The organism is Segatella copri, assembly GCF_026015295.1.
Lineage (GTDB): Bacteria > Bacteroidota > Bacteroidia > Bacteroidales > Bacteroidaceae > Prevotella > Prevotella copri_C.
The window spans coordinates 3,612,724-3,632,196 of sequence record NZ_JAPDUW010000001.1 but is presented as its reverse complement, the minus strand read 5'-3'; the positions used below and the strand labels follow the sequence as shown (position 1 = coordinate 3,632,196).

At 41.0% G+C, this 19,473-nt stretch carries 17 protein-coding genes; 13 read left to right on the top strand and 4 right to left on the bottom strand.

What is annotated here, in order from left to right; all coding sequences use genetic code 11:
* Positions 1-98 precede the first annotated feature (98 nt).
* The 3 genes from ONT18_RS15170 (at position 99) to ONT18_RS15160 (ending at position 2,966) form a co-directional block, all read left to right on the top strand.
* Positions 99-1,331: a site-specific integrase gene (locus ONT18_RS15170; protein WP_153083897.1), complete on the top strand. Its 1,233-nt coding sequence runs from the start codon at positions 99-101 to the stop codon at positions 1,329-1,331.
* Between the two features lie 64 nt (positions 1,332-1,395).
* Positions 1,396-2,607 carry a site-specific integrase gene (locus ONT18_RS15165; protein WP_264906531.1) on the top strand — a complete coding sequence of 404 codons (1,212 nt, stop codon included), beginning with the start codon at positions 1,396-1,398 and terminating at the stop codon, positions 2,605-2,607.
* On the top strand, positions 2,604-2,966 hold the full coding sequence (locus ONT18_RS15160) for a hypothetical protein (protein WP_264903560.1): 363 nt from the start codon (positions 2,604-2,606) through the stop codon (positions 2,964-2,966). The genes ONT18_RS15165 and ONT18_RS15160 overlap by 4 nt, the downstream gene beginning before the upstream one ends.
* Positions 2,967-3,204: 238 nt before the next feature.
* Here ONT18_RS15160 and ONT18_RS15155 read toward each other — a convergent pair whose 3' ends face one another.
* Positions 3,205-3,513, bottom strand: coding sequence for a helix-turn-helix domain-containing protein (locus ONT18_RS15155; protein ID WP_008145366.1), 309 nt, complete (start codon positions 3,511-3,513; stop codon positions 3,205-3,207).
* An 82-nt stretch (positions 3,514-3,595) separates the two neighbouring features.
* On the bottom strand, positions 3,596-3,907 hold the full coding sequence (locus ONT18_RS15150) for a helix-turn-helix domain-containing protein (RefSeq protein ID WP_008628599.1): 312 nt from the start codon (positions 3,905-3,907) through the stop codon (positions 3,596-3,598).
* 397 nt (positions 3,908-4,304) lie between these two features.
* Between ONT18_RS15150 and ONT18_RS15145 the strand changes: the two genes are divergently transcribed.
* The 8 genes from ONT18_RS15145 (at position 4,305) to ONT18_RS15110 (ending at position 15,347) form a co-directional block, all read left to right on the top strand.
* Entirely contained in the window at positions 4,305-4,787 is a 483-nt protein-coding gene (locus ONT18_RS15145) for a DUF3408 domain-containing protein (protein WP_264906529.1), read from the top strand.
* A gap of 184 nt (positions 4,788-4,971) precedes the next feature.
* On the top strand, positions 4,972-5,385 hold the full coding sequence (locus ONT18_RS15140; RefSeq protein ID WP_264906527.1) for a MobC family plasmid mobilization relaxosome protein: 414 nt from the start codon (positions 4,972-4,974) through the stop codon (positions 5,383-5,385).
* Positions 5,382-6,332 (top strand): relaxase/mobilization nuclease domain-containing protein, encoded by a 951-nt coding sequence (locus ONT18_RS15135; protein ID WP_264906525.1) that lies wholly within the window; start codon positions 5,382-5,384, stop codon positions 6,330-6,332. The genes ONT18_RS15140 and ONT18_RS15135 overlap by 4 nt, the downstream gene beginning before the upstream one ends.
* Positions 6,333-6,364: 32 nt before the next feature.
* A complete protein-coding gene (locus ONT18_RS15130; RefSeq protein ID WP_264906523.1) occupies positions 6,365-7,114 on the top strand; it encodes a hypothetical protein in 750 nt (249 codons plus the stop codon).
* 257 nt (positions 7,115-7,371) lie between these two features.
* On the top strand, positions 7,372-10,179 hold the full coding sequence (locus ONT18_RS15125; protein ID WP_264906521.1) for a type 2 lanthipeptide synthetase LanM family protein: 2,808 nt from the start codon (positions 7,372-7,374) through the stop codon (positions 10,177-10,179).
* 413 nt (positions 10,180-10,592) lie between these two features.
* Entirely contained in the window at positions 10,593-12,650 is a 2,058-nt protein-coding gene (locus tag ONT18_RS15120) for a hypothetical protein (protein WP_218414975.1), read from the top strand.
* Positions 12,651-12,653: 3 nt separating this feature from the next.
* Positions 12,654-14,858, top strand: coding sequence for a peptidase domain-containing ABC transporter (locus ONT18_RS15115; RefSeq protein ID WP_264906517.1), 2,205 nt, complete (start codon positions 12,654-12,656; stop codon positions 14,856-14,858).
* Between the two features lie 12 nt (positions 14,859-14,870).
* Complete coding sequence (locus ONT18_RS15110; RefSeq protein ID WP_264906516.1) at positions 14,871-15,347, top strand: hypothetical protein; 477 nt, start codon at positions 14,871-14,873, stop codon at positions 15,345-15,347.
* 98 nt (positions 15,348-15,445) lie between these two features.
* Here ONT18_RS15110 and ONT18_RS15105 read toward each other — a convergent pair whose 3' ends face one another.
* Positions 15,446-15,973 carry a hypothetical protein gene (locus ONT18_RS15105; RefSeq protein ID WP_367398936.1) on the bottom strand — a complete coding sequence of 176 codons (528 nt, stop codon included), beginning with the start codon at positions 15,971-15,973 and terminating at the stop codon, positions 15,446-15,448.
* A gap of 168 nt (positions 15,974-16,141) precedes the next feature.
* Positions 16,142-17,200 carry a DUF4848 domain-containing protein gene (locus ONT18_RS15100; RefSeq protein WP_264906514.1) on the bottom strand — a complete coding sequence of 353 codons (1,059 nt, stop codon included), beginning with the start codon at positions 17,198-17,200 and terminating at the stop codon, positions 16,142-16,144.
* Between the two features lie 249 nt (positions 17,201-17,449).
* Here ONT18_RS15100 and ONT18_RS15095 point away from each other — a divergent pair, with 249 nt between their 5' ends.
* A complete protein-coding gene (locus ONT18_RS15095) occupies positions 17,450-18,454 on the top strand; it encodes a sensor histidine kinase (RefSeq protein WP_264906512.1) in 1,005 nt (334 codons plus the stop codon).
* A complete protein-coding gene (locus ONT18_RS15090) occupies positions 18,451-19,203 on the top strand; it encodes a LytR/AlgR family response regulator transcription factor (RefSeq protein WP_264906510.1) in 753 nt (250 codons plus the stop codon). The genes ONT18_RS15095 and ONT18_RS15090 overlap by 4 nt, the downstream gene beginning before the upstream one ends.
* Positions 19,204-19,473 lie beyond the last annotated feature (270 nt).

Genomic DNA, 19,473 nt, shown 5'->3' with positions numbered 1-19,473 from the left:
TGTGCATCAACGGATTTCATTGCGCTGATTCTCAATGTTTTGCGTATCAATGAACGCTTACAAAATGATTATATTTGCACACTCAAAATGTAAGCGTTATGAAAATCGAAAAATTCAAGGTGTTGCTCTACCTAAAAAAGAGCGGAATGGACAAGAATGGAAAAGCTCCCATCATGGGACGCATCACGGTGAACAGGACTATGGCGCAGTTCTCCTGCAAGTTGTCTTGCACTCCATCGCTTTGGAATCCTCGTGCCAGCCGATTGGAGGGCAAGAGCAAGGAAGCCGTGGAAACCAACAAGGACATCGAGCAGTTGTTGCTTTCCATCCAAAAGGCTTTCGATGTGCTTGTGGAAAAGAGAACGGACTTCGAGGCTAAGGATGTCAAGGAGGCTTTGCAGGGCAGCGTCAAGACACAGACCACCCTTCTCTCCTTCGTGGACGAGCATATCAGTGAACTCAGCACCCATGAGGGCATCGATATGTCGAAGAGCAGTGTCTGGACTTACAGAAAGATTCGCAAGAATCTCGCTGAGTTCATCGGGGAGAAGTATAGGTTGACTGATTTGGCTTTCGGACAGCTGACCGAGCCTTTCATCAGTGACTTTCACCATTACTTGCTTGACGAGAAAGGCTTTTCATCAGGAACCATCACCATCTATGTGTCGCTCTTCAAGAAGATGTGCCGCATTGCCTTTGAGCGAGGCTTGTGCAAGAACCTGCTGTTCGCCCATTATCGGGTTGGCACTCCAAGGGTTACGACACCCAAGGCTCTCAGCATGTCTGATTTCATAAAAATCCGTGATGTGGAACTGCCCGAAGACAAGCCGAGACTATCCGTTAGCCGTGACCTGTTTCTTTTCGCCTGCTATGCAGGAACAGCCTTCATAGACACCGTTTCCATCACGAAAGCCAATGTCAAGGTGTTGGAGGATGGTGACAAATGGCTCATCTATAACCGCAAGAAGACCGGAACACTTGCCAGGGTGAAACTCCTGCCCGAGGCGTTGGAGCTGATGGCGAAATACGAGGACGGGGCAAGAGATACCCTTTTCCCATTGCTGAGCACGAATCGTGTTCGTATTGATCTCATCACCATCTGCAAGTTGGCGGAAACGAGCAAGACCTATTCCTACCATTCGGGACGACACTCGTTCGCCAGCCTCATTACGCTGGAGGCTGGTGTGCCGATGGAGACCATCTGCAAGATGCTCGGTCACAAGGATGTGAAGATGACGCAGCGGTATGCGAGAGTAACCCAAAAGAAGCTGTTTGAGGACATGGACAAGTTCATCGCTGCAACCGAGAAGGACTTTATTCTCGCATTATGAACAAGGCTTTCAACTTTTCTTTTTACAGTTTCAACTACATTATTATATTATAAGGACAACAACTATGAGCAGAAGTACATTTTCAATTTTGCCTTACATCAACAGACAGAAGGTGAAGGCAGACGGAACAGCCAACATACTTTGCCGCATCACCGTTGACGGCAAAAGTGCAGCCATTTCCACAGGCATATCCTGTACCCCACAGGAGTGGAACGCCAAGAAGGGAGAGGTACGGAACGCAAGGGACAACGGACGATTGGCAAGTTTCCTTGCTGAGGTCAAGGATAAATACAACTCACTTCTTACCACCAACGGCATCATCACCGTGGAAATGCTGAAGGCTGTGTTGAAGGACAAGGACACGACAGGAAGGTTCTTGCTGAACTTTGGTGATACCATCGTGGAATGGTATCGAACCTCAAAAGCCAGACAAACCTTTCTGCACAAGCGGACATGGCAGAAGAACCTGAGAGCCTTTGTCCATTCGTTGGATAAGGACGACATCGCCTTTGAGGACATAGACGAGAATTTCGGGGAGGAATACAAGCTATTCCTGAAACGAGACCAGGGACGTATCGACAGCTACGTGAACCATTGCCTTCTCTGGCTGAACATGTTGATGTACAAGGCAGTGGACAGGAGCATTATCCGCTTCAATCCCATAGCCAAGATAGGGTATGAGAAGAAGGCAGCCCCGAAGATGACCCATATCAGCAAGGCAGACTTCATCAAGATGCTCTCTACCCCGATGGCTGACGAGCGAACGGAGCTTGCACGCAGATGTTTCATTTTTGCCTCGCTCACCTCCTTATCCTATATAGATGTAAAGAAACTGTACCCTCACCATATCAGTGAGAACTCCGAGTGTAGGAAGTTCATCCGCAAGGAAAGAGAGAAGACAGGCGTGGAGTTCTTCGTGCCGCTCCATCCGATAGCCGAGAAGATTCTTTCGCTCTACAATACCACGGACGACAGCAAGCCTGTTTTTCCACTGGGTGAGAAGAAAGACATCTATCTTGATGTGCATACCCTTGGAATGGTGCTTGGCATAAGTAATAAGTTGGGATTCCACGCCAGCCGCCATACATTCGGAGTCTTGATGCTCAACGAGGACATTCCCATCGGCAGCATAGCCAAGATGATGGGACACGCAGACATTACAAGCACACAGGTCTATGCGCAGGTGACGGAGCAGAAGATTTCAAATGACATGGATAAGCTTATTGCCAAGCGAGAAAGGAACAGATTATCGAACGAAAAAACTATTGGAAAATGAACAGAGGAGTTATAACTATCAGCGAGAGCGGAACGGTATCCATGCCGACCGATACTGTATGGATGACCATGCAGGAGATTGCCGACATGTATAATATATTCGGCTGTTATGTGCGCAAGGCTGTCAAGGCTGTATTCAAGGACGGCATTCTGAAAGAGCAGGGTGTACGCCGTCATGTCAGGAAGAACGACCGCATCAGCTATGATGTGTATAGCCTTGAACTCGTCATTGCGGTAGCCTTCCGTATTGACAGCATTGAGAGCCGAGCCTTTCGGGAGTTCATCATGCAGTCCGTCATCGGCAGACAGACAAGCCGCACTAAACTGGTCTGTATCTTTACAGAGAATGCAATGGCATAGACCTGCCATAAAGCAACGTTCCTTGGAGGCTTTGCGCCTCCAGCCACTTGGGCGAACCACCGCAGTGTGTTTTAGCATGGTATTAGATTTATACAGGTAACACAAATGATACCCGGCAAACACGAACAACTCGGTATAGCCAATAAAACGAGGCGACAACCTATAACAACCACGCTCGGTAAGTTATACGTTGTCGCCTTGTTCATTTCACCCCACTCATCAAGGACATGTATTTCTCCTACAAGCCCTTCATTCTGTACGCCTCACGATAGTTAGCCATCAGAATCTTCTGAATGTCGGACTCGCGGTAGAGTATCTTTCCGCCAAGCTGGATATACGGGATGACACCGTTGTTTCGGTAGTCCTGCAGGGTTCTTCGGCTCAGTTGCAGCCTGGCACAAAGCTCCTTGTCCGTCATGAAGCGCTCACCGCCAAGCATGGGGCGGTAGTTCATCACGGCACGTTCAAAATTGTCAACCATTCGGTTGAGGTGGTTCACGATGTGGTTCATCCACTCGCTGTTTCTTGTCATTACTTCATTGCTCATAGTTGTCTCGTTTTATTGTTGATACTTACGTTACTCGGTTTACTTGCTGCATTGGATAAAGTGGCTGTTGTATATTGACAGCCTAACCTGTGCGCTTGCGAAAGCGCATGTCCTTTTTCCTGTCCTCCACTACTGCTACGATAGCCATCACGTCCTCCGGCTTGTAGTAGGTCTTGTGGCTGATTTGCGTATAAGCCAAAGTTCCGTTGTCCCGAAGCGTCTGCACTGTCCGTGGGCAGATGTTGAGCGTCTGACACACGTCCTGCGTGTCGAGCCACTTGTTCATGGTCTTGTCCTCACTGCGCTCACGGATTCTGTCCATGCGCTTCACGAAGTTCTCCAACTGGGCATCAAGATAGTTGAATGCCTCTTCCTCGAATACGATGAATCCCATACTTTTCTTTTTTCTAAGTTAATACTATGTTATATGTCGCAAAGCTCCACGCATATGCTGTGCTCCACGTTTGTGAGTGCAAAGATAAGGCACGGCAATCTAAAAACAAGCGTTTTCAATTTCTGTGGCAGTATGTTGCCGGGGTTTGCCGACTTCAACGCCAAAAACAACAAGAAAAACTTGCACGGCTGCAACGAATGCATGAACAATGATGAGTTGAGAAATACGTTGAAGTTCTCACAACTATCTCGGTATGCAAATAAGCAAGCCACAACTAAATTGCCATGTTACACCCAATCAGTTGCATGGCTGCACTCAGTAAACTTACTTTGCACCCGACAATCGGTCAATGGTGCAAACCGTGACCACTATACTAACAAATAAAACAGCATAAGCTATGGCAAGAACAAAAGATGCAGTCTTGGCTCCTGAGCAAAAGGAGCTGATGGAAAAAGAGTATTTGGATTTTGTTAAACCATCTACGTATGGCAACAAAGCCAATCCAAGTAGTTATAATTCTCTCTATGATGATGTAGAGAACCCAGAGTTGAGAGCAATTGTAGAGAAAGTTGCTGCAACAACTCCCTATAGAGAGGAAACATCAACGAACGAGGCTCAATCGCCACCGAATCCGCAGAAGCGCATCAGCGGCAAGCAGCGCAAGGCGACATTAGAGGAGTATCAGCAGACCTTCCTCCAAGTTCCAAGGATTGACGACCGCAAGCCAGTCTTCGTCAGTTCCGATGTACGAGACCGTCTTGATCGTGTCGTCCGCATCCTCGGAGGAAGGCGCATGAGCGTATCGGGCATCATCGAGAACATCGTGCGCCACCACCTAAGCCTTTATGAAGAGGACTTCGAGGCTTGGCGCAAATTGTGAGAATTAAGGTCTGCGACCTTGGACATGGATAGCCGAAAGGCTGTAGTTCCAACTAACGTGTTCTGAGAGGTAGCGAGGTTATGTTTTGGGAACCCCAAAACGCCTCGCTCCACCATGAGGGCGGAGGAACTTTGCTCCCGATGGTCGCAGAAAGTGGGTGTACCAACTGTAAACAGTATATCGAATGACAAGCATACAGAAACAGAACAGTAAAAAGGGTGGAAGACCGCCTACGGGCAGGGTTCGCAAGCTGTCGAAGTCTGTCACGGTGAAGTTCTCTAAGCCAAGCTACGAGGCTTTGAGACTGAGGGCGAGAAAAGCCAACCGCAAGTTGGCGGAGTACATCCGTGAGTCCGCCTTGAACGGCGTGGTGGTCAGCGGACACAATGCAGAGACGGTAGCCATCGCCAAGAACCTCATTGGCATGGCGAACAACCTCAACCAACTTACCAAGCTGTCGCATCAGAGAGGTTTCCAGGAAACCCATGTGTATGTGGTGGACTTGTTAAAGAGATTGAAAACCGTCCTTGTCGAGTATCGGCAAGGAAATTCCAAACCTAATCCAAGCGGAATGAACAGAAGGGAGGATACACCATGATAGGCAAGCTAAAGAAAGGTGCATCCTTTGGTGGTTGCGTCCGCTACGTGACAGGCAAGGACGAGGCGAAAATCCTTGCATCCGATGGAGTGTTACTCGGCACGAATGCCGAGATCGTACAAAGTTTTGAGCTGCAAAGACAGCTAAATCCAAGGATTAAGAAGACTGTGGGGCACATAGCTTTGAGCTTCAAGCCCGAGGACAAGCCACGTTTGACGGATGAATTCATGGCTAAGATAGCCCTTGAATACATGCAGATGATGGGGATAAAAGATACTCAATTCATCATCGTAAGGCATCACAACACCGACAATCCACATTGTCATATCGTGTATAACCGCATCAATAACGAGGGCAAGCTCATATCAGACAGGAATGATTACAGGCGTAATGAGCAAGTGACCAAGGCTTTTAAATCCAAGTATGGGTTGACCTACGGAACTGACAAGAGCAAGACTAGCACTCGCAAGTTACGCAATGCTGAGCGTGCCAAATACGAGATTCACAATGTTGTCAAGGATGTCTTGAAAACCGCAGGTAGCTGGCAGAAGTTCAAGAATGAGCTTGCAAAGCGAGGTGTTCTCTTGGAGTTTGTCTATAAGGACAAGGAGCAAACCAAGGTTCAAGGCATCCGTTTCTGCAAGGATGGATATAGCTTCAAGGGTACGCAGATTAGCCGAGAATACAGCTTTGTCAAGTTGGATGCAAGACTTGGCACAGAGTATAATCGTGTATCGCCAAGAGTCGAATCTATGCAGGGAGGACAACCAAGTTGTCACCAAGTAGAACAGACTCAACCAACGGCAGAACATACCCAAGACCCTTGGAGTGGTATTTCTTCCATCGGCTTGTTCGCTCCGTCTAATGCCCAAACTTATGAGCCATTCCCAGAGGATGAATCCGCCAAGAAGAAAAAGAGAAAACGCAGAAAGGGCTTCAGCCTTTGATGCAAGTTACAAACTTAAAATTAGAATCGAACATGAAAGAAGAACTATTGGAAGCCATCTACGGCACAGTTGAGAGATTGGAGCAGAAAGTTGATGAACTTTCTGTCTCCACAAAGAACGCAGGAGCGGAAACCGTTCCTGCAAGTAATGACATAACCAAGTTGGATAAGTCAATCAATGCGATGTTTACCAAGGAAGAGGAAGTCAGAGGTAAAATATCCAAATTAAGAGATGCCATTGTCGTTTTTGCAGACCTTATTAAGGTTGAACTTGGCAAAAATGAGCAGCGAAGCAAGTTCTTGGTTGATGCAGTCAAGCAGATGAGACAAGAGAATGATGTTTTCTCGAAGGTATTGCAGGACAAACTTGAAGTGTTGAACAAATCACCTCAAAAGAAGGTTGTAACCCATCGCTTCGAGCCAACCTCAAAGAATGTTCTTCTTTTTATTGGTGGCTTGGTCTTATCTCTTGTCATTTCCATTTGGGGCAATCTCACCCAATGGCGAGAGCACCAAGATTGGGAGGAGGCAGACTTGAAGTATAGGGCATTGAAGATGGTACTTCCTGCTGATGACCCGAACATTCGCTACATTGAGAAACATTTCAATGTGCAACGAGATGAAAATGTTATAAACGACGTAAGAAATCGTGTTACTGCTTATGAGGATTCTGTTCGTCATAGTTATGAGATGTATAAATTAGCATTGTACAAAGATAGTATTGCAAATCATTTGCTGCATGAGTCTAAGATTATAAGACGAAATTATAACTTTGCAAAATAGAGACCACCGCAAGCGTAATTTTGTTACCATAATCGCAAAAAGCATAACATGTCACGCTAATGTACGGCGAAAACATAATAATAATGATGCATTTTCGACAAGAATACAGACATTTTGTTTAAACTTTATTAAATAGTAATGATAAGTTGGTTAACGTATTAGTTTTTATAGTATATTTGCACAAGAATTCATGTCTAAGTCTTGAAAGTAACCTTTTGGGACGAAGACAAATTGTAGTACATTAAAAGTAATTTGCTATGGATTTAAAATTTGAAATATTAAAGTATTCACAAAAATCAACTTGCAAAGATATGCAAGAGCGAAAGGGATTCTTTATGTTTCCTTATTACAATTATATCTATGATGCAATAGCCAAAATCATAGATAAATATCCATTTGTGCAAATGAATGACATTGTTGGGCAACTTTCGTATCAAGTCGTGTCTTATGCTTACAATAATTATTTGAAGTTTGTATATCCATTTGAATATAATTTAGCAAAAGAAAATAACTTCTTGAAAGGTTATACCGAAGAAGAGCAAAGTCAATTCTTTCGTGACAAATTATCTTCCAATGATGAGTGGATAATATATTTCTTTGAAAAATACCCAAAGTTACTTTCTATACTTGAGAGTTATACAGTCAATATCATGCTTCATATTGACAGGCTTCTTTTTGCCTTAAAAGCAGATATAGAAAGTTTTGCAATGAAAGAATCAAAGATTGATGAAATTAGTCTTTTTGAAGGGGATTTGCATGCAGGTAATTGTGTCTCGTCAGTATTGTTTCTCAATGGTACTAAATTATATTACAAGCCAAGAGGAGCTGCTAATGAAAAGTTCATCATGAGCATAATATCAGCCCTTGATAAGATGGGATTGTCTATACAATTTGGAATACCTGCATTCATAGACAGAGAAAACTATTCTTGGCATTTTCAAGTGAAACCTTGTGACATGAAGAATAGTGATTCTATCAATGAGTACTATTATAATTTTGGAAAAATACAGGCTTTATTATATCTGTTAGGTGCACAAGATATAATTCCAGATAACTTGATAGTAATTGGAAATTGCCCATATATAATTGACTGCGAATCAGTTGTATCAAAGAAGTTTAAACATTTGGATAGCACTAAAATCAGTGCGTACTTACAGTCTTCTGTCCTTGAAACAGGTATCTTGCCAGATTGGATGTTTAATGGAGCAAATGATAGGTCGCAAATCTCATCAGTGTTATTTGAATTTGATGATTCTAATTTTCATTTGCCTAAAAAAGAAGGAAAATCTTATCCTATCACGGCAGAAACTCTTCAAGATTTAGAAAAAGGGTTTACTGATGCATGTAACTTCATGAGAGCTCATAAACTTGACTTATTAAGCTATATCTACTCTTATGATTTCAACTTTATGCGTTCAAGGGTTTTATTGCATCCAACGGTTATATATTCTTACATTTTAACCGAGATGGTAACTCCCCCATATCTGCACGGAGGCAAGAATATAGAGGAACTTATAGAGCCTATTATAAGAAAAGAATCTTATGGTTTGTTAAGTATTCCTCTTATACACTCTGTTGCAAGTCAGATAGAAAAGGGAGATATACCCTACTATTTCATGTATTTAAACAAGAATTCTCTATATACTTTGCCGAATGACATCGTTGTAGATGATTGGATTCCTGTTGAGTCCAAAGGAGCTACTATCATAGCTGAAAAGTTATCTGCACTTTCCTCAAAAGTGCAGGAAGAACAATTGTGCATGATAGATGAGTCTGTAAATTTCTTTTTAGATGTTATAGGAGTCTCCGATACAAATAAAAAGCGCATTTTACCTGTTGGGAAAGATTCTATAGATAGAAATGTTCTATGGCAAGCAATTGAACGAATAGAGAAAGAGATTCGTAAACGAATGATACAAATCGATAATGAAATAGGATTTGTATGTAGAACAAGAAATGTCTATGATGGAAAATTTCAAGTATGTTTGATGAATGACTCTTTATATGATGGACTTTTGGGAGTATGTCTGTTTTATCTAACGTTGTTCACATATAGTCATGAGCAGCAACATGAAAAAATTGCTCTTGGAATTTTTAGGCAATTGTGTGAAAATAGAGATGTTGCTCATATTGGTGTAAAGAAGAACGAAATTGCCATATCCCCATTGTCCGGTATTATGGGATTATTATATATTATGGAAACGTTTCCTAAATTATACAATACTTCTATATATCAGTCAATAGTCAAAGAGGTGAAGGAATTGATACCAATTACAACTCAATTTGATTATATGTCAGGATTAGCTGGCGTAATCCTTTTTACGACTCAATGCAAATTAATGAAGGAAACCGATAAATTGATTATTTTGAAAGCGAGTGGTGAAAGGTTGTTGCAACTTGCCAAAAATATAAACGGAAAAATGTATTGGACATACACTGATGGCAATAAGATTGTTGGTGAGAAAGAATTGAATTTAGGAGGTTTTGCTCATGGTAGTTCTTCTATGGCAACTGCAATGTTTTTGCTATATAAGCAATTTGGTGAAATTCGATATTTGGAAGCATTTAAACATTCCCTACTTCATGACCGCTCTTTTTACTCAGATAAAATCCAAGGATGGATTGATGGACGCAACACTTCATATGAAGAAGATAGCGGAAGTTGGTGTCACGGTGCAACAGGAATAGCATTATCAAGACTAATCTTAGCGTCAGAAGGTTTTTCCGACAAGATAATGATGAAAGAACTAAATGTTGCAATCAAGCAGGTTGAAAAAAGAATTGGCTACAATCTTTCTGTTTGCCATGGTTCTATGGGAAATTTAGAAATACTACACTTGTTGTCCATGCGAAATGATACAAAAGCCTTGAAATGGGTTAATTCAATAGCAACAGAGATAAGTAAGGGGCAAGATGTTATTTGTGGAGATGACAACCGAAATAGTCAAGTAGGTTTGTTTATGGGATTTGCAGGGATAGGATACCAACTTCTAAAATTTTATGATTGGAATAAGGTTCCTAGTATTTTATGTCTTGAAATCTCTCGCTCCACATTATTGCACTAAGGAATAAAGCAGTTGCCGAAAAGCTTATAGAGTAGGCTAATTTAAATATATTTAATCAATGAAAAAGTTTAATCAGTTGAAATCAGTTCTGACAGACGAATTTTCTGTTTTGAACAAGGAGTCACTAATGCTTGTGCTTGGAGGACAAGCACACACTGTTGCCGCTCAAGGTTCTTGCGGCTCATCAAGAAGCAGCCAAAGCTGTGTTTCTACTTCAACTTGCAATTGCGTATGTCCAATAGTAAAACCAAAGCCACGACCTAGTTTACCAACAATAAAGAAATAAGAACTAGAGTAACGAGGCTACGTTTAGTATTCTGTGTGGATGGGAGTGTCAAGCATATATTGACACGCCCATCCATGATTTTATCATCTTTAAATATATATATATAAATTACTCCATAATATCTTAAATGTATAAATACTTAATTATTTTTTGCTCATTGCTTGTTTTTTTAACAGATGTTAAAGCACAAACAGATAGTCTTAAAAATGAAAAATTGCCAGAGGTTGTTGTGACCGCAGAAGGTCAGATAGAAATGAGCAACAAGACATTGTTGATACCAACTCAACTCGAGAAAAAACATTCTGCTAACGGTTTTAATTTACTGTATCTTATGCAGACTCCTGACTTGGAAGTATCGGCACGTACTCGTAGTATTACTACTCATAGTGGAGGAGAGGTCGTTTTGTGCATTAATGGTATGGAGGCATTACCTGAAGATGTAGCATCTCTTAGCGCAAAGAACATTCGTACAATAGAATATATAAGAACTCCAAGCGGCAAATATGCGGGTAAAGCAGGATTGGTTAATTTTGTTACGATAAAAATGAATTATGGAGGCAATGTGTATTTGTCTGCAAACGAAGGATTTGCTTACAAATCGGGAGAATATCTAGCTTTTGCTGATTTCAATAAGAAACGATACTCACTTTCGCTAACAGCCATAGGTGACTGGCATAGAGACCATAGCTATACAGGAGGAAATGATATGTTTACCTTTTCGGACAAATCCGTTCTGGAACGTAATTATAATGATGAAAGCTCGTTGAAAAAAAACAACGGGCAAGCCATACGATTGCGTTTAACCTCAATGGGTAACAGCCATAGATTAAATACTTATGTGGGCTTTACTCGCCAAGCTACGCCAAATACCAACACCATACAGAGTATTTCCTACACAGAACCATATGGCACAACGAGACGGACTATAGCCAATAATAGCCAATCTATAGCACCATCTGCATATGCAAATTATACATTATGGTTGCCGAAAGAGCAGGCTTTTGACATTACAGCATCTGCTTCTATGGGGCACAATAAATACTACAGTCTGTATGCAGAAACAGAACAATCATCCCTAAGTTCTAAAGTAATAGAAGACAACTTTGTGCTGAATGGAAATATACGTTATTCTAAAACTTTGAAAAATAGTCTTACCCTAACAGGGGTGTTGAGTAATGATTATAAACATTATACTGATGATTATGCTGGAACTGCAATGGGTAAACAGCAACTGACTTCCAATGTTACTGTTGGATTACTTCAACTTAGCAAATACAGTGAGAAATACTATTATTATGTCTCTGCAGGTTTGTCTAATACTGCCGTATCTTTAAACTCCGTACATGACAATTACTGTATACCAGTCGCATTTTATGGAGGAAATTATGCCATTAATAGCAAGCATTCTTTTTCGTTAAATGGTCTTTTTACGCATACCCTATTTGAGCCGTCAGAAAAGAATTCTATGGTTGTTCCGACATCTTTTTTTGAGGCAACTTGTGGTAATCCAGATATTGTCCCAATGAAAGTGTTAGGAAACACTCTTTCATATAATGGACAGATAGGTAAATTGCATTTATCTTTATCCTATGATAGCAACATTTATTTTGATAACATAGTACATCAGTATACAGCTAACACGAATACGATTTTTGATACTCGTATAAATGGGGGAACTTTCTACGGCAATATGTTTAGTGTAAGTTGCACCTATAATTTATTGAATGAACATTTACGTTTGAATGCCACGACAATTGAAGAATGTAATACATTAAGGGGCTCAGCCTATAATATGTCGCACAACAGTTTACGCATAAAAAGTGGCTTGGTTTATCTTGCAGGGGAATGGATGTTTAGTTTTGATTATCTTACCCCTTATAAATCGCTTGATATTCGCCAACCCTGGCTCATAAACCGTCGCCCCACCTATGAATGGAAAGCGAATTGGGCTCATAAGTCATTGACAATTGAGGCTTTAGCACGTAACCCATTTTCACGTTACGACAAGCAACATATAACAATGGAGTATGGATGCTATAATAGAAATTCGTGGAATTTTAGCGATGCTGATGGGCGTAATATTAATTTAACTCTGACTTACAACTTTAACTATGGCAAGAAATCAGAACGTGGAGAAATAGAAGTTAATAAGAATATTGATAGTGCTATCATGAAAATGTATTAATCAATGACCAAAACGATAGAAAGTTTTCATCAACATGATTCCATGCAATGTGGCATAGCCAGTTTGCAAATGGTATGTAAATATTTCGGCAGGGAATATACATTAGATTCTCTGTCGAAACTTTGCTTTGCCACAACGGAAGGTGTTTCAATGTTAGGAATCAATGAAGCAGCTAATACTCTTGGATTACATACGGCATGTGCGAGAATTTCTATCGCCATGTTAAACGAAGCTCCATTGCCCTGTATTCTCCATTGGAATCAGAATCACTTTGTGGTCTTATATAAGATTAAGAAATCCAAGAAGTTCTATGTAGCAGACCCAGGGAAGGGATTGGTTGCTTATACCTTAGACGAGTTCAAACAACATTGGATAAGCACGAACTCCAATGGTGAGGACAAGGGCATTGCTATGTTCTTGGAAACCACTCCTGCGTTCTTTACTTATAAGATGCAAGGTGAAGAGAAAATCAAAGAAAAGAGGTCTTTCCGCTTTCTCTTTGGGTATGTGAAGAAATACCGCAAGTATTTCGGACAAATCATCTTGGGTCTGGTAGTCGGAAGCCTCCTGCAGCTTGTCCTGCCATTCCTTACCCAATCTATCGTGGATGTCGGTATCAAGGACCAAGATATAGGTTTTGTTTGGCTGATACTCTTGGGGCAGTTGATGCTTACAATCAGCCGGACGGCAATAGACTTTATCCGCAGATGGTTGTTGCTTCACATATCCTTACGCATCAACATATCATTAGTAAGTGACTTCTTCATCAAGCTATTGAAACTGCCTATGTCTTTCTTTGATACGAAACTCATGGGCGACTTGATGCAAAGAATGAACGACCATAGCCGAGTAAATACTTTCTTGACGCAGCAGACGCTCAACATCACGTTTGCCATGCTCACCTTCGTGGTATTCTCGGTGGTACTGTTCTTCTATAATAAATTGGTGTTTGTCATTTTCCTGTTGGGAAGTATCCTCTATGGCGGATGGATGACCTTGTTCTTGAAACGGAGAAAGGTGCTCGACTATGAATTGTTTGAGCAGCAAGCTATCAACAATAACAAAACTTATGAGTTTATCACCTCCATGCAGGAAATCAAGTTGCAGGATTGTGAACAACGTAGAAGATGGGAATGGGAGGACACGCAAGCAGACTTGTTTGGGGTGCAGATGAAATCACTCAAACTCCAACAGACACAGGAGGCAGGAAGTATCTTTATCAACGAGGTGAAGAACATCATCATCACGGTAGTGGCTGCAACCGCCGTGATACATGGGCAAATGACACTTGGTATGATGCTTGCCGTGCAATACATCATCGGACAGCTCAACTCACCAGTGGAGCAACTGATGAACTTCTTCTATTCTCTGCAAGATGTGAAGATTAGCTTGGAGCGAATCAACGAGATTCACCAGATGGATGATGAAAATGGAAAGGAAGGTTTGCTAACTTCTATTGAAGATAAGAATGAGGGCATTGACATCAAGAACATCATGTTCAAGTACGACCCACATGCTTTGCGCAAGACCATAGACGATGTGAGCATTCACATTCCGCAAGGTAAGGTGACAGCCATCGTTGGCGCATCTGGCAGTGGAAAGACCACCCTCATCCGTTTGATGCTCGGCTATTATTCTGTCTTGGAGGGGCAAATCAACATAGGAAATACCAACATCAATAAGCTCAACAAGAAATGGTGGCGCAGACAATGTGGCGTTGTCATGCAGGATGGTGTTATCTTCTCGGAGAGTATCGCACGAAACATTGCTGTTGATGATGGTGACATAGACAAGGAGCGGTTGTTGAAAGCAGCCGAGATAGCTTGCATCAAGGATTATGTGATGGCCTTGCCGCTGAAGTTCAATACCAAGATTGGACGTGATGGAGTGGGACTGAGCCAGGGACAGAAACAGCGTATCTTGATAGCAAGAGCGGTGTATAAGAATCCCGACTACATCTTCCTTGACGAGGCGACCAACTCGCTCGATGCCAACAATGAGAGAAACATTGTGGAGAACTTGGATAAATTCTATAAGGGTAAGACTGTCGTGATTGTGGCTCATCGACTGAGTACGGTGAAGAATGCCGACCAAATCGTAGTCATAGACCATGGTAAGGTCGTTGAGGTTGGCAACCATGAGTCTTTGACCGCCAAGCGAGGGGCATACTATAATCTTGTGAAGAATCAGTTGGAATTGGGAAACTAAAATGTTTTTGACATGGAACAGAAAGAAAGAGAATCAGATAATATCGAGTTGAGAAGTGAGAAGGTGAGGAACGTGATAGGCAAGGTTCCTCCTCGCCTCGTCAGCTTGGGGACTATAATCATTACCATCATAGTCCTCGCCTTCGCAGTCGCTTTTTATAAGATACCTTATCCTATATCCATAGAGGCTAATGGTGAGGTTCTCAATCAAAGAACAGTGCAAGTGTTTGTACCATATAAGTATTTGCATCTTTTCGATGAGCCAAGGACAGCTCATGTTTCTTTCGAGGGCAACGACAATGCATCTTATCACTGCAACATCATAAGCCATAATGCCAAACTCATACATAGGGAAGATGGCAACTATTTTATGGCTACAGCCACTGTGAGCACACAGGGACAAAATATTCCTATACTGCAAAAGTATATGAAAGCCGATGTCAGGATCATCGTAAGCAACAAAACGTTGTGGCAGCAGGTATTTGGATAATTCTAGTAAGCAAATATAAAAAATGACACTTTGTGGTTATTCTTTACAAGAATTGCCACAAAGTGTCTTCATTGTTGTTGTAAAATCAAGGAGAACCACTATAATGTATATCCCAATGTCAGATGATAGCTGTGGTTCTTGAATTTAAACTGAGGTGACTTGTCAAGAAAACCACGAGAATAGCCTAATGTTACAGCATAACGATTGGCATAAACAAACTTTCCTTCAATTAAGCCTCCAACATCCCATCGCTTATAACCATCAAGGCGATTGGTATTATGTTGATAGTTGTTGAAGCTGTTCCATTTGAAGCTATTACCAGACTTTCCATCTGTATTCTCGGTTACATTCTCCTTGATAGATACCATGGAAAATCTTCCATACGCACCAACAGAAGGAATGAAATGCAACTTCTCACCCAGAGTGAAGTCATATCCAAACTTGACAGGAATTTGGATGGATAGTTCTCTTGAATTTACCGCAGGAAATGCAGCTGTAAGTCCACCATTATAGTAGTCTGACATGGCGGTATAGCTACCTGCCGTCATTAAGAAATCAATTCCCGAGGAATAGACAAAGTTCTTGCTTGTTTCATAGGATACCCCAACACCTACACTTGCACCCATTTTCATTTTTTGATCTTGGGCTACATAGGAATTTCCACCAACAAAACCTGACAAGTTTGTACCAGTATGTAAATCCACCTTGACTCCCTGTTGTGCCATGCTGCACAAAGGTAAGAGACTTGCCATGATAAGCATAGCTAAAAATACTTTCTTCATCGTCTTATAATTTTATAGAATGTCTATTTTTACAATTTGGGCTTTGCTTTCCAAGCATTTAGGCATGACAAAATTTCCAACTTTCTCTGTTATGTCATTTCCATCTTTGTCATGTTCTGAAGTTAAGTCTGACCAGACATGGAATTCTCCAGTAAACTTAGCAGCGGTCTGTCTCTTTCCTAAAATGATGTCAAAGCCATTCTTTACTGCCTTCTCGTTATTGAAGATATATCTAGGAAGTCTATTGACAATGGCTTCTTGTCCATATTTTCCTTGTCCGAGATAGACAAAGTTGTTGTCAAGATAGGAATCAAAGAAATATTGACGGTGTGGGTCATTTTTCCACCCATACCACATATGTTTCTTAGCACTCATCTTTACTCGAAGATAATACCCTTGAGCATACGCTTCAAAATATATCTTGGTGTTGCTGCGTGGTCTGAGTTCCACTTTGTTAGTGCCAGCAACTGTACCTTCCTGTGATGGTGCTTTCTGACCAGGGATAGATGGGAGGGATGGATAATTTGGATAGTTTTCAGAATTTACACTAATTTTTCTGACTTCATTTCCAACAACGAAATAGCCATCCTTATTCGCAATATATGATTCTGGTGAATCAGCATTAGGTACATACAATGATACATCAGAATTGTCCGAAGCATCAGTTATCAACAGTCCCTCATACTTCTTTTTATACTCTGAGTATTTAGCGTTGAAATCAGATAATGATGTTGCCTCATTACCAATCTTTTCAAGCTCTGCGTCTGCATCATCTGCTAAATCATAAAGATTCTTGATGCCATATTTGCTAATAGTCTCGGTTCTTGCGAAACTAGACTCGTTAAGTAACTCGTTCTTGAACTTCTGGAAACTAGCCTCTGAATCAAATTTCAGCGCAAGTTCTCCATCCCCCAATGTTCGTGTACCTTGTACAACATTTCCATTGGATACTTCTACAACCTCAATTCCATTATTGTCTGCTACTGGGGCTGAGTTTGTACTTAGGCTATCATCATCTGTACATGAGAACAGAAGTGAAGCTGTACACATTGCTAAAATTAACTTTTTCATTTACCTTATTTTTGATTTAACCTAAATTTTTCGAGTGCAAAAGTATTAAGATATTTCAGACTATGCAAGTACAATCATCGTGATTCGGAGAAATTGAGGTGTGAATCACTCAAAACCACAGATGAACCTTATCTTACTATGCTATGAATGGTTCATAAGCGAAAATAGCGGATTCATGAGTGTTTTTTCGTCATTCATGGTTCTTACTATTGTCTATCTCGAAAAAAAAAACTAAATTTGCAAGCAAAAATGAGTAATATGAAGAAATATCATGGTTTTATAAAGAGTTGGTTCATCATATCCATCACCACATGCATCTTTTCCTACTTGCTATGGGCACTGATGGACTTTGATACGTTTGTGGGTACAGGTGTCACTTTCGAGGACTTGTGCTTCGACATAGTATATTGTTCCTTTTACACATTATTCTCTTTGTGGGTTTCTATTTCCTTGGGTGACATTTTTGTAAAAAACAAGATAAGCAATCCTCGTTTTGTCACCCATATCCTATTGTTGTTGCTAGCCAATTCTGTTTGGGCTGTTGCATTTGAAAACATATTTGATAGCCTTTGGCATGCTGGGAACGATGTATATTGGGACAGATTATATGTTTTTGGATTAATCGCCACATTGCTGACCATGGTGAATGCGTGCCTATATTATTGCTCCATCCTCATCAGAAAAGAGAAGGAAAACGTAGTGCTTACCAATAATCTCTTGCGTCTGCAGATGAATCCGCATTTCATATTCAACAGCATCAACACGTTGGCAGACTTGATTGAGGAGAATCCTGTACAGGCAGAAAGTTTCACTCTGAAATTCTCTGAAATCTATAGATATGTAGTCACACATCTGGATGATGAGACGGTGCCAGTACATGAAGAGATTCATTTCGTGAAGAACTATTGTGAGCTTCAAGAGATAAGTTCTCCTCATACCATACATGTGGAAATTGCCGAAGAACTGGAAATATGCAAGAATGAGACCTTGCCATTGGCGATACAAATGATGGTAGAGAATGCGATAAAGCATAACTGTCATACCAAGGAAAGACCGCTTTTTATCTCAGTGTATTGTCATGGCGAATATATTATCGTTAGAAATGTAGTGAATCCGATAAAGAGCACTTTACCTACAACACAAAAGGGATTGTCAAACTTGCGTCTGCGCTATAGTCTATTAGGAAAGGAACTAGTCGTTAGTAACGACAATAAATATTTTGAAGTTAAACTTCCAATCTTATCAAAATCATGAAAGTTTTAATCATAGAAGACGAAGAACGTGGTTTTTCAAGACTGAAACGCCTCTTGCAAAACATAGACAACTCTATGGAAATACAAGGACCGTTAACAACAATGAGAGCGGTCATCGACTATCTGCAAAATCCGCATGACGAGGATGTAATCTTTGCGGATATAAGACTGGGCGATGGTGATGTGTTCGAGGCTTTCTTGGAGATAGCCCCAACTTCTCCTGTGATATTTACCACGGCTTATAATGAATATGCCTTGGAAGCATTCAAGAGCAATGGCATCGCCTATCTTCAGAAACCGATATTGACAGAAGAATTGGCGAAAGCTCTAACAAAGGCTAAAGCCCTGTGCAATAAAGTCATAGATTACTCAGCTCTGATGGAGAAAATGGGGATGGCAACAGGTAAGAAATGGAGAGACTATTTCCTTGTGCATATCTATGATGGCTTCAAACTTGTCAAGACAACTGACATTAGTTATTTTTTATCAGAAAATGGTGTCGTTAGGGCATACCTTAGTGATGGTAATTCTGTACCCATCAACCAATCTTTGAATGACTTGGAGCTGCAATTAAATCCCAATTTGTTCTTCCGTGTCAGCCGCCAATATATGGTAAATATCGAGCGCATTGACAAACTCACCAATTTCTTCAAATACAAAATGACCATTAGCCTTCATGGATTTCCTGAGTTGCGAATTGTGGTCAGCAAAGACAAAATCATGAAATTGAAGAATTGGCTCGACAGATGATGACAAGAATTGACTTGATGTTTTTTCGCACAACTATATAAAAAAAGAAGTTTCACTGTGGTACATATTGTTGGGAGTCGTACCACAGTGAAAATTGTGGAAACAGACAATATACATTAAATTTGGATTCACTGATGTTTCTAATCTCAAATTACTTGCGAAGCAAGGTTTTACTATAAAAAGTTCTAATTTCCATAAAATTCCTCTTGTAAATCATTGGATATTTAGAAAAATATCGTATCTTTGCCCCCAAATTGAGGTGTTCTTTGC

Excerpts from the sequence above, each read along its gene's own strand:
- ONT18_RS15170 (WP_153083897.1), top strand. The coding sequence starts at position 99 with ATGAAAATCGAAAAATTCAAGGTGTTGCTCTACCTAAAAAAGAGCGGA.
- ONT18_RS15165 (WP_264906531.1), top strand. The coding sequence starts at position 1,396 with ATGAGCAGAAGTACATTTTCAATTTTGCCTTACATCAACAGACAGAAG.
- ONT18_RS15160 (WP_264903560.1), top strand. The coding sequence starts at position 2,604 with ATGAACAGAGGAGTTATAACTATCAGCGAGAGCGGAACGGTATCCATG.
- ONT18_RS15155 (WP_008145366.1), bottom strand. The coding sequence starts at position 3,513 with ATGAGCAATGAAGTAATGACAAGAAACAGCGAGTGGATGAACCACATC.
- ONT18_RS15150 (WP_008628599.1), bottom strand. The coding sequence starts at position 3,907 with ATGGGATTCATCGTATTCGAGGAAGAGGCATTCAACTATCTTGATGCC.
- ONT18_RS15145 (WP_264906529.1), top strand. The coding sequence starts at position 4,305 with ATGGCAAGAACAAAAGATGCAGTCTTGGCTCCTGAGCAAAAGGAGCTG.
- ONT18_RS15140 (WP_264906527.1), top strand. The coding sequence starts at position 4,972 with ATGACAAGCATACAGAAACAGAACAGTAAAAAGGGTGGAAGACCGCCT.
- ONT18_RS15135 (WP_264906525.1), top strand. The coding sequence starts at position 5,382 with ATGATAGGCAAGCTAAAGAAAGGTGCATCCTTTGGTGGTTGCGTCCGC.
- ONT18_RS15130 (WP_264906523.1), top strand. The coding sequence starts at position 6,365 with ATGAAAGAAGAACTATTGGAAGCCATCTACGGCACAGTTGAGAGATTG.
- ONT18_RS15125 (WP_264906521.1), top strand. The coding sequence starts at position 7,372 with ATGGATTTAAAATTTGAAATATTAAAGTATTCACAAAAATCAACTTGC.
- ONT18_RS15120 (WP_218414975.1), top strand. The coding sequence starts at position 10,593 with ATGTATAAATACTTAATTATTTTTTGCTCATTGCTTGTTTTTTTAACA.
- ONT18_RS15115 (WP_264906517.1), top strand. The coding sequence starts at position 12,654 with ATGACCAAAACGATAGAAAGTTTTCATCAACATGATTCCATGCAATGT.
- ONT18_RS15110 (WP_264906516.1), top strand. The coding sequence starts at position 14,871 with ATGGAACAGAAAGAAAGAGAATCAGATAATATCGAGTTGAGAAGTGAG.
- ONT18_RS15105 (WP_367398936.1), bottom strand. The coding sequence starts at position 15,973 with ATGGGTGCAAGTGTAGGTGTTGGGGTATCCTATGAAACAAGCAAGAAC.
- ONT18_RS15100 (WP_264906514.1), bottom strand. The coding sequence starts at position 17,200 with ATGAAAAAGTTAATTTTAGCAATGTGTACAGCTTCACTTCTGTTCTCA.
- ONT18_RS15095 (WP_264906512.1), top strand. The coding sequence starts at position 17,450 with ATGAGTAATATGAAGAAATATCATGGTTTTATAAAGAGTTGGTTCATC.
- ONT18_RS15090 (WP_264906510.1), top strand. The coding sequence starts at position 18,451 with ATGAAAGTTTTAATCATAGAAGACGAAGAACGTGGTTTTTCAAGACTG.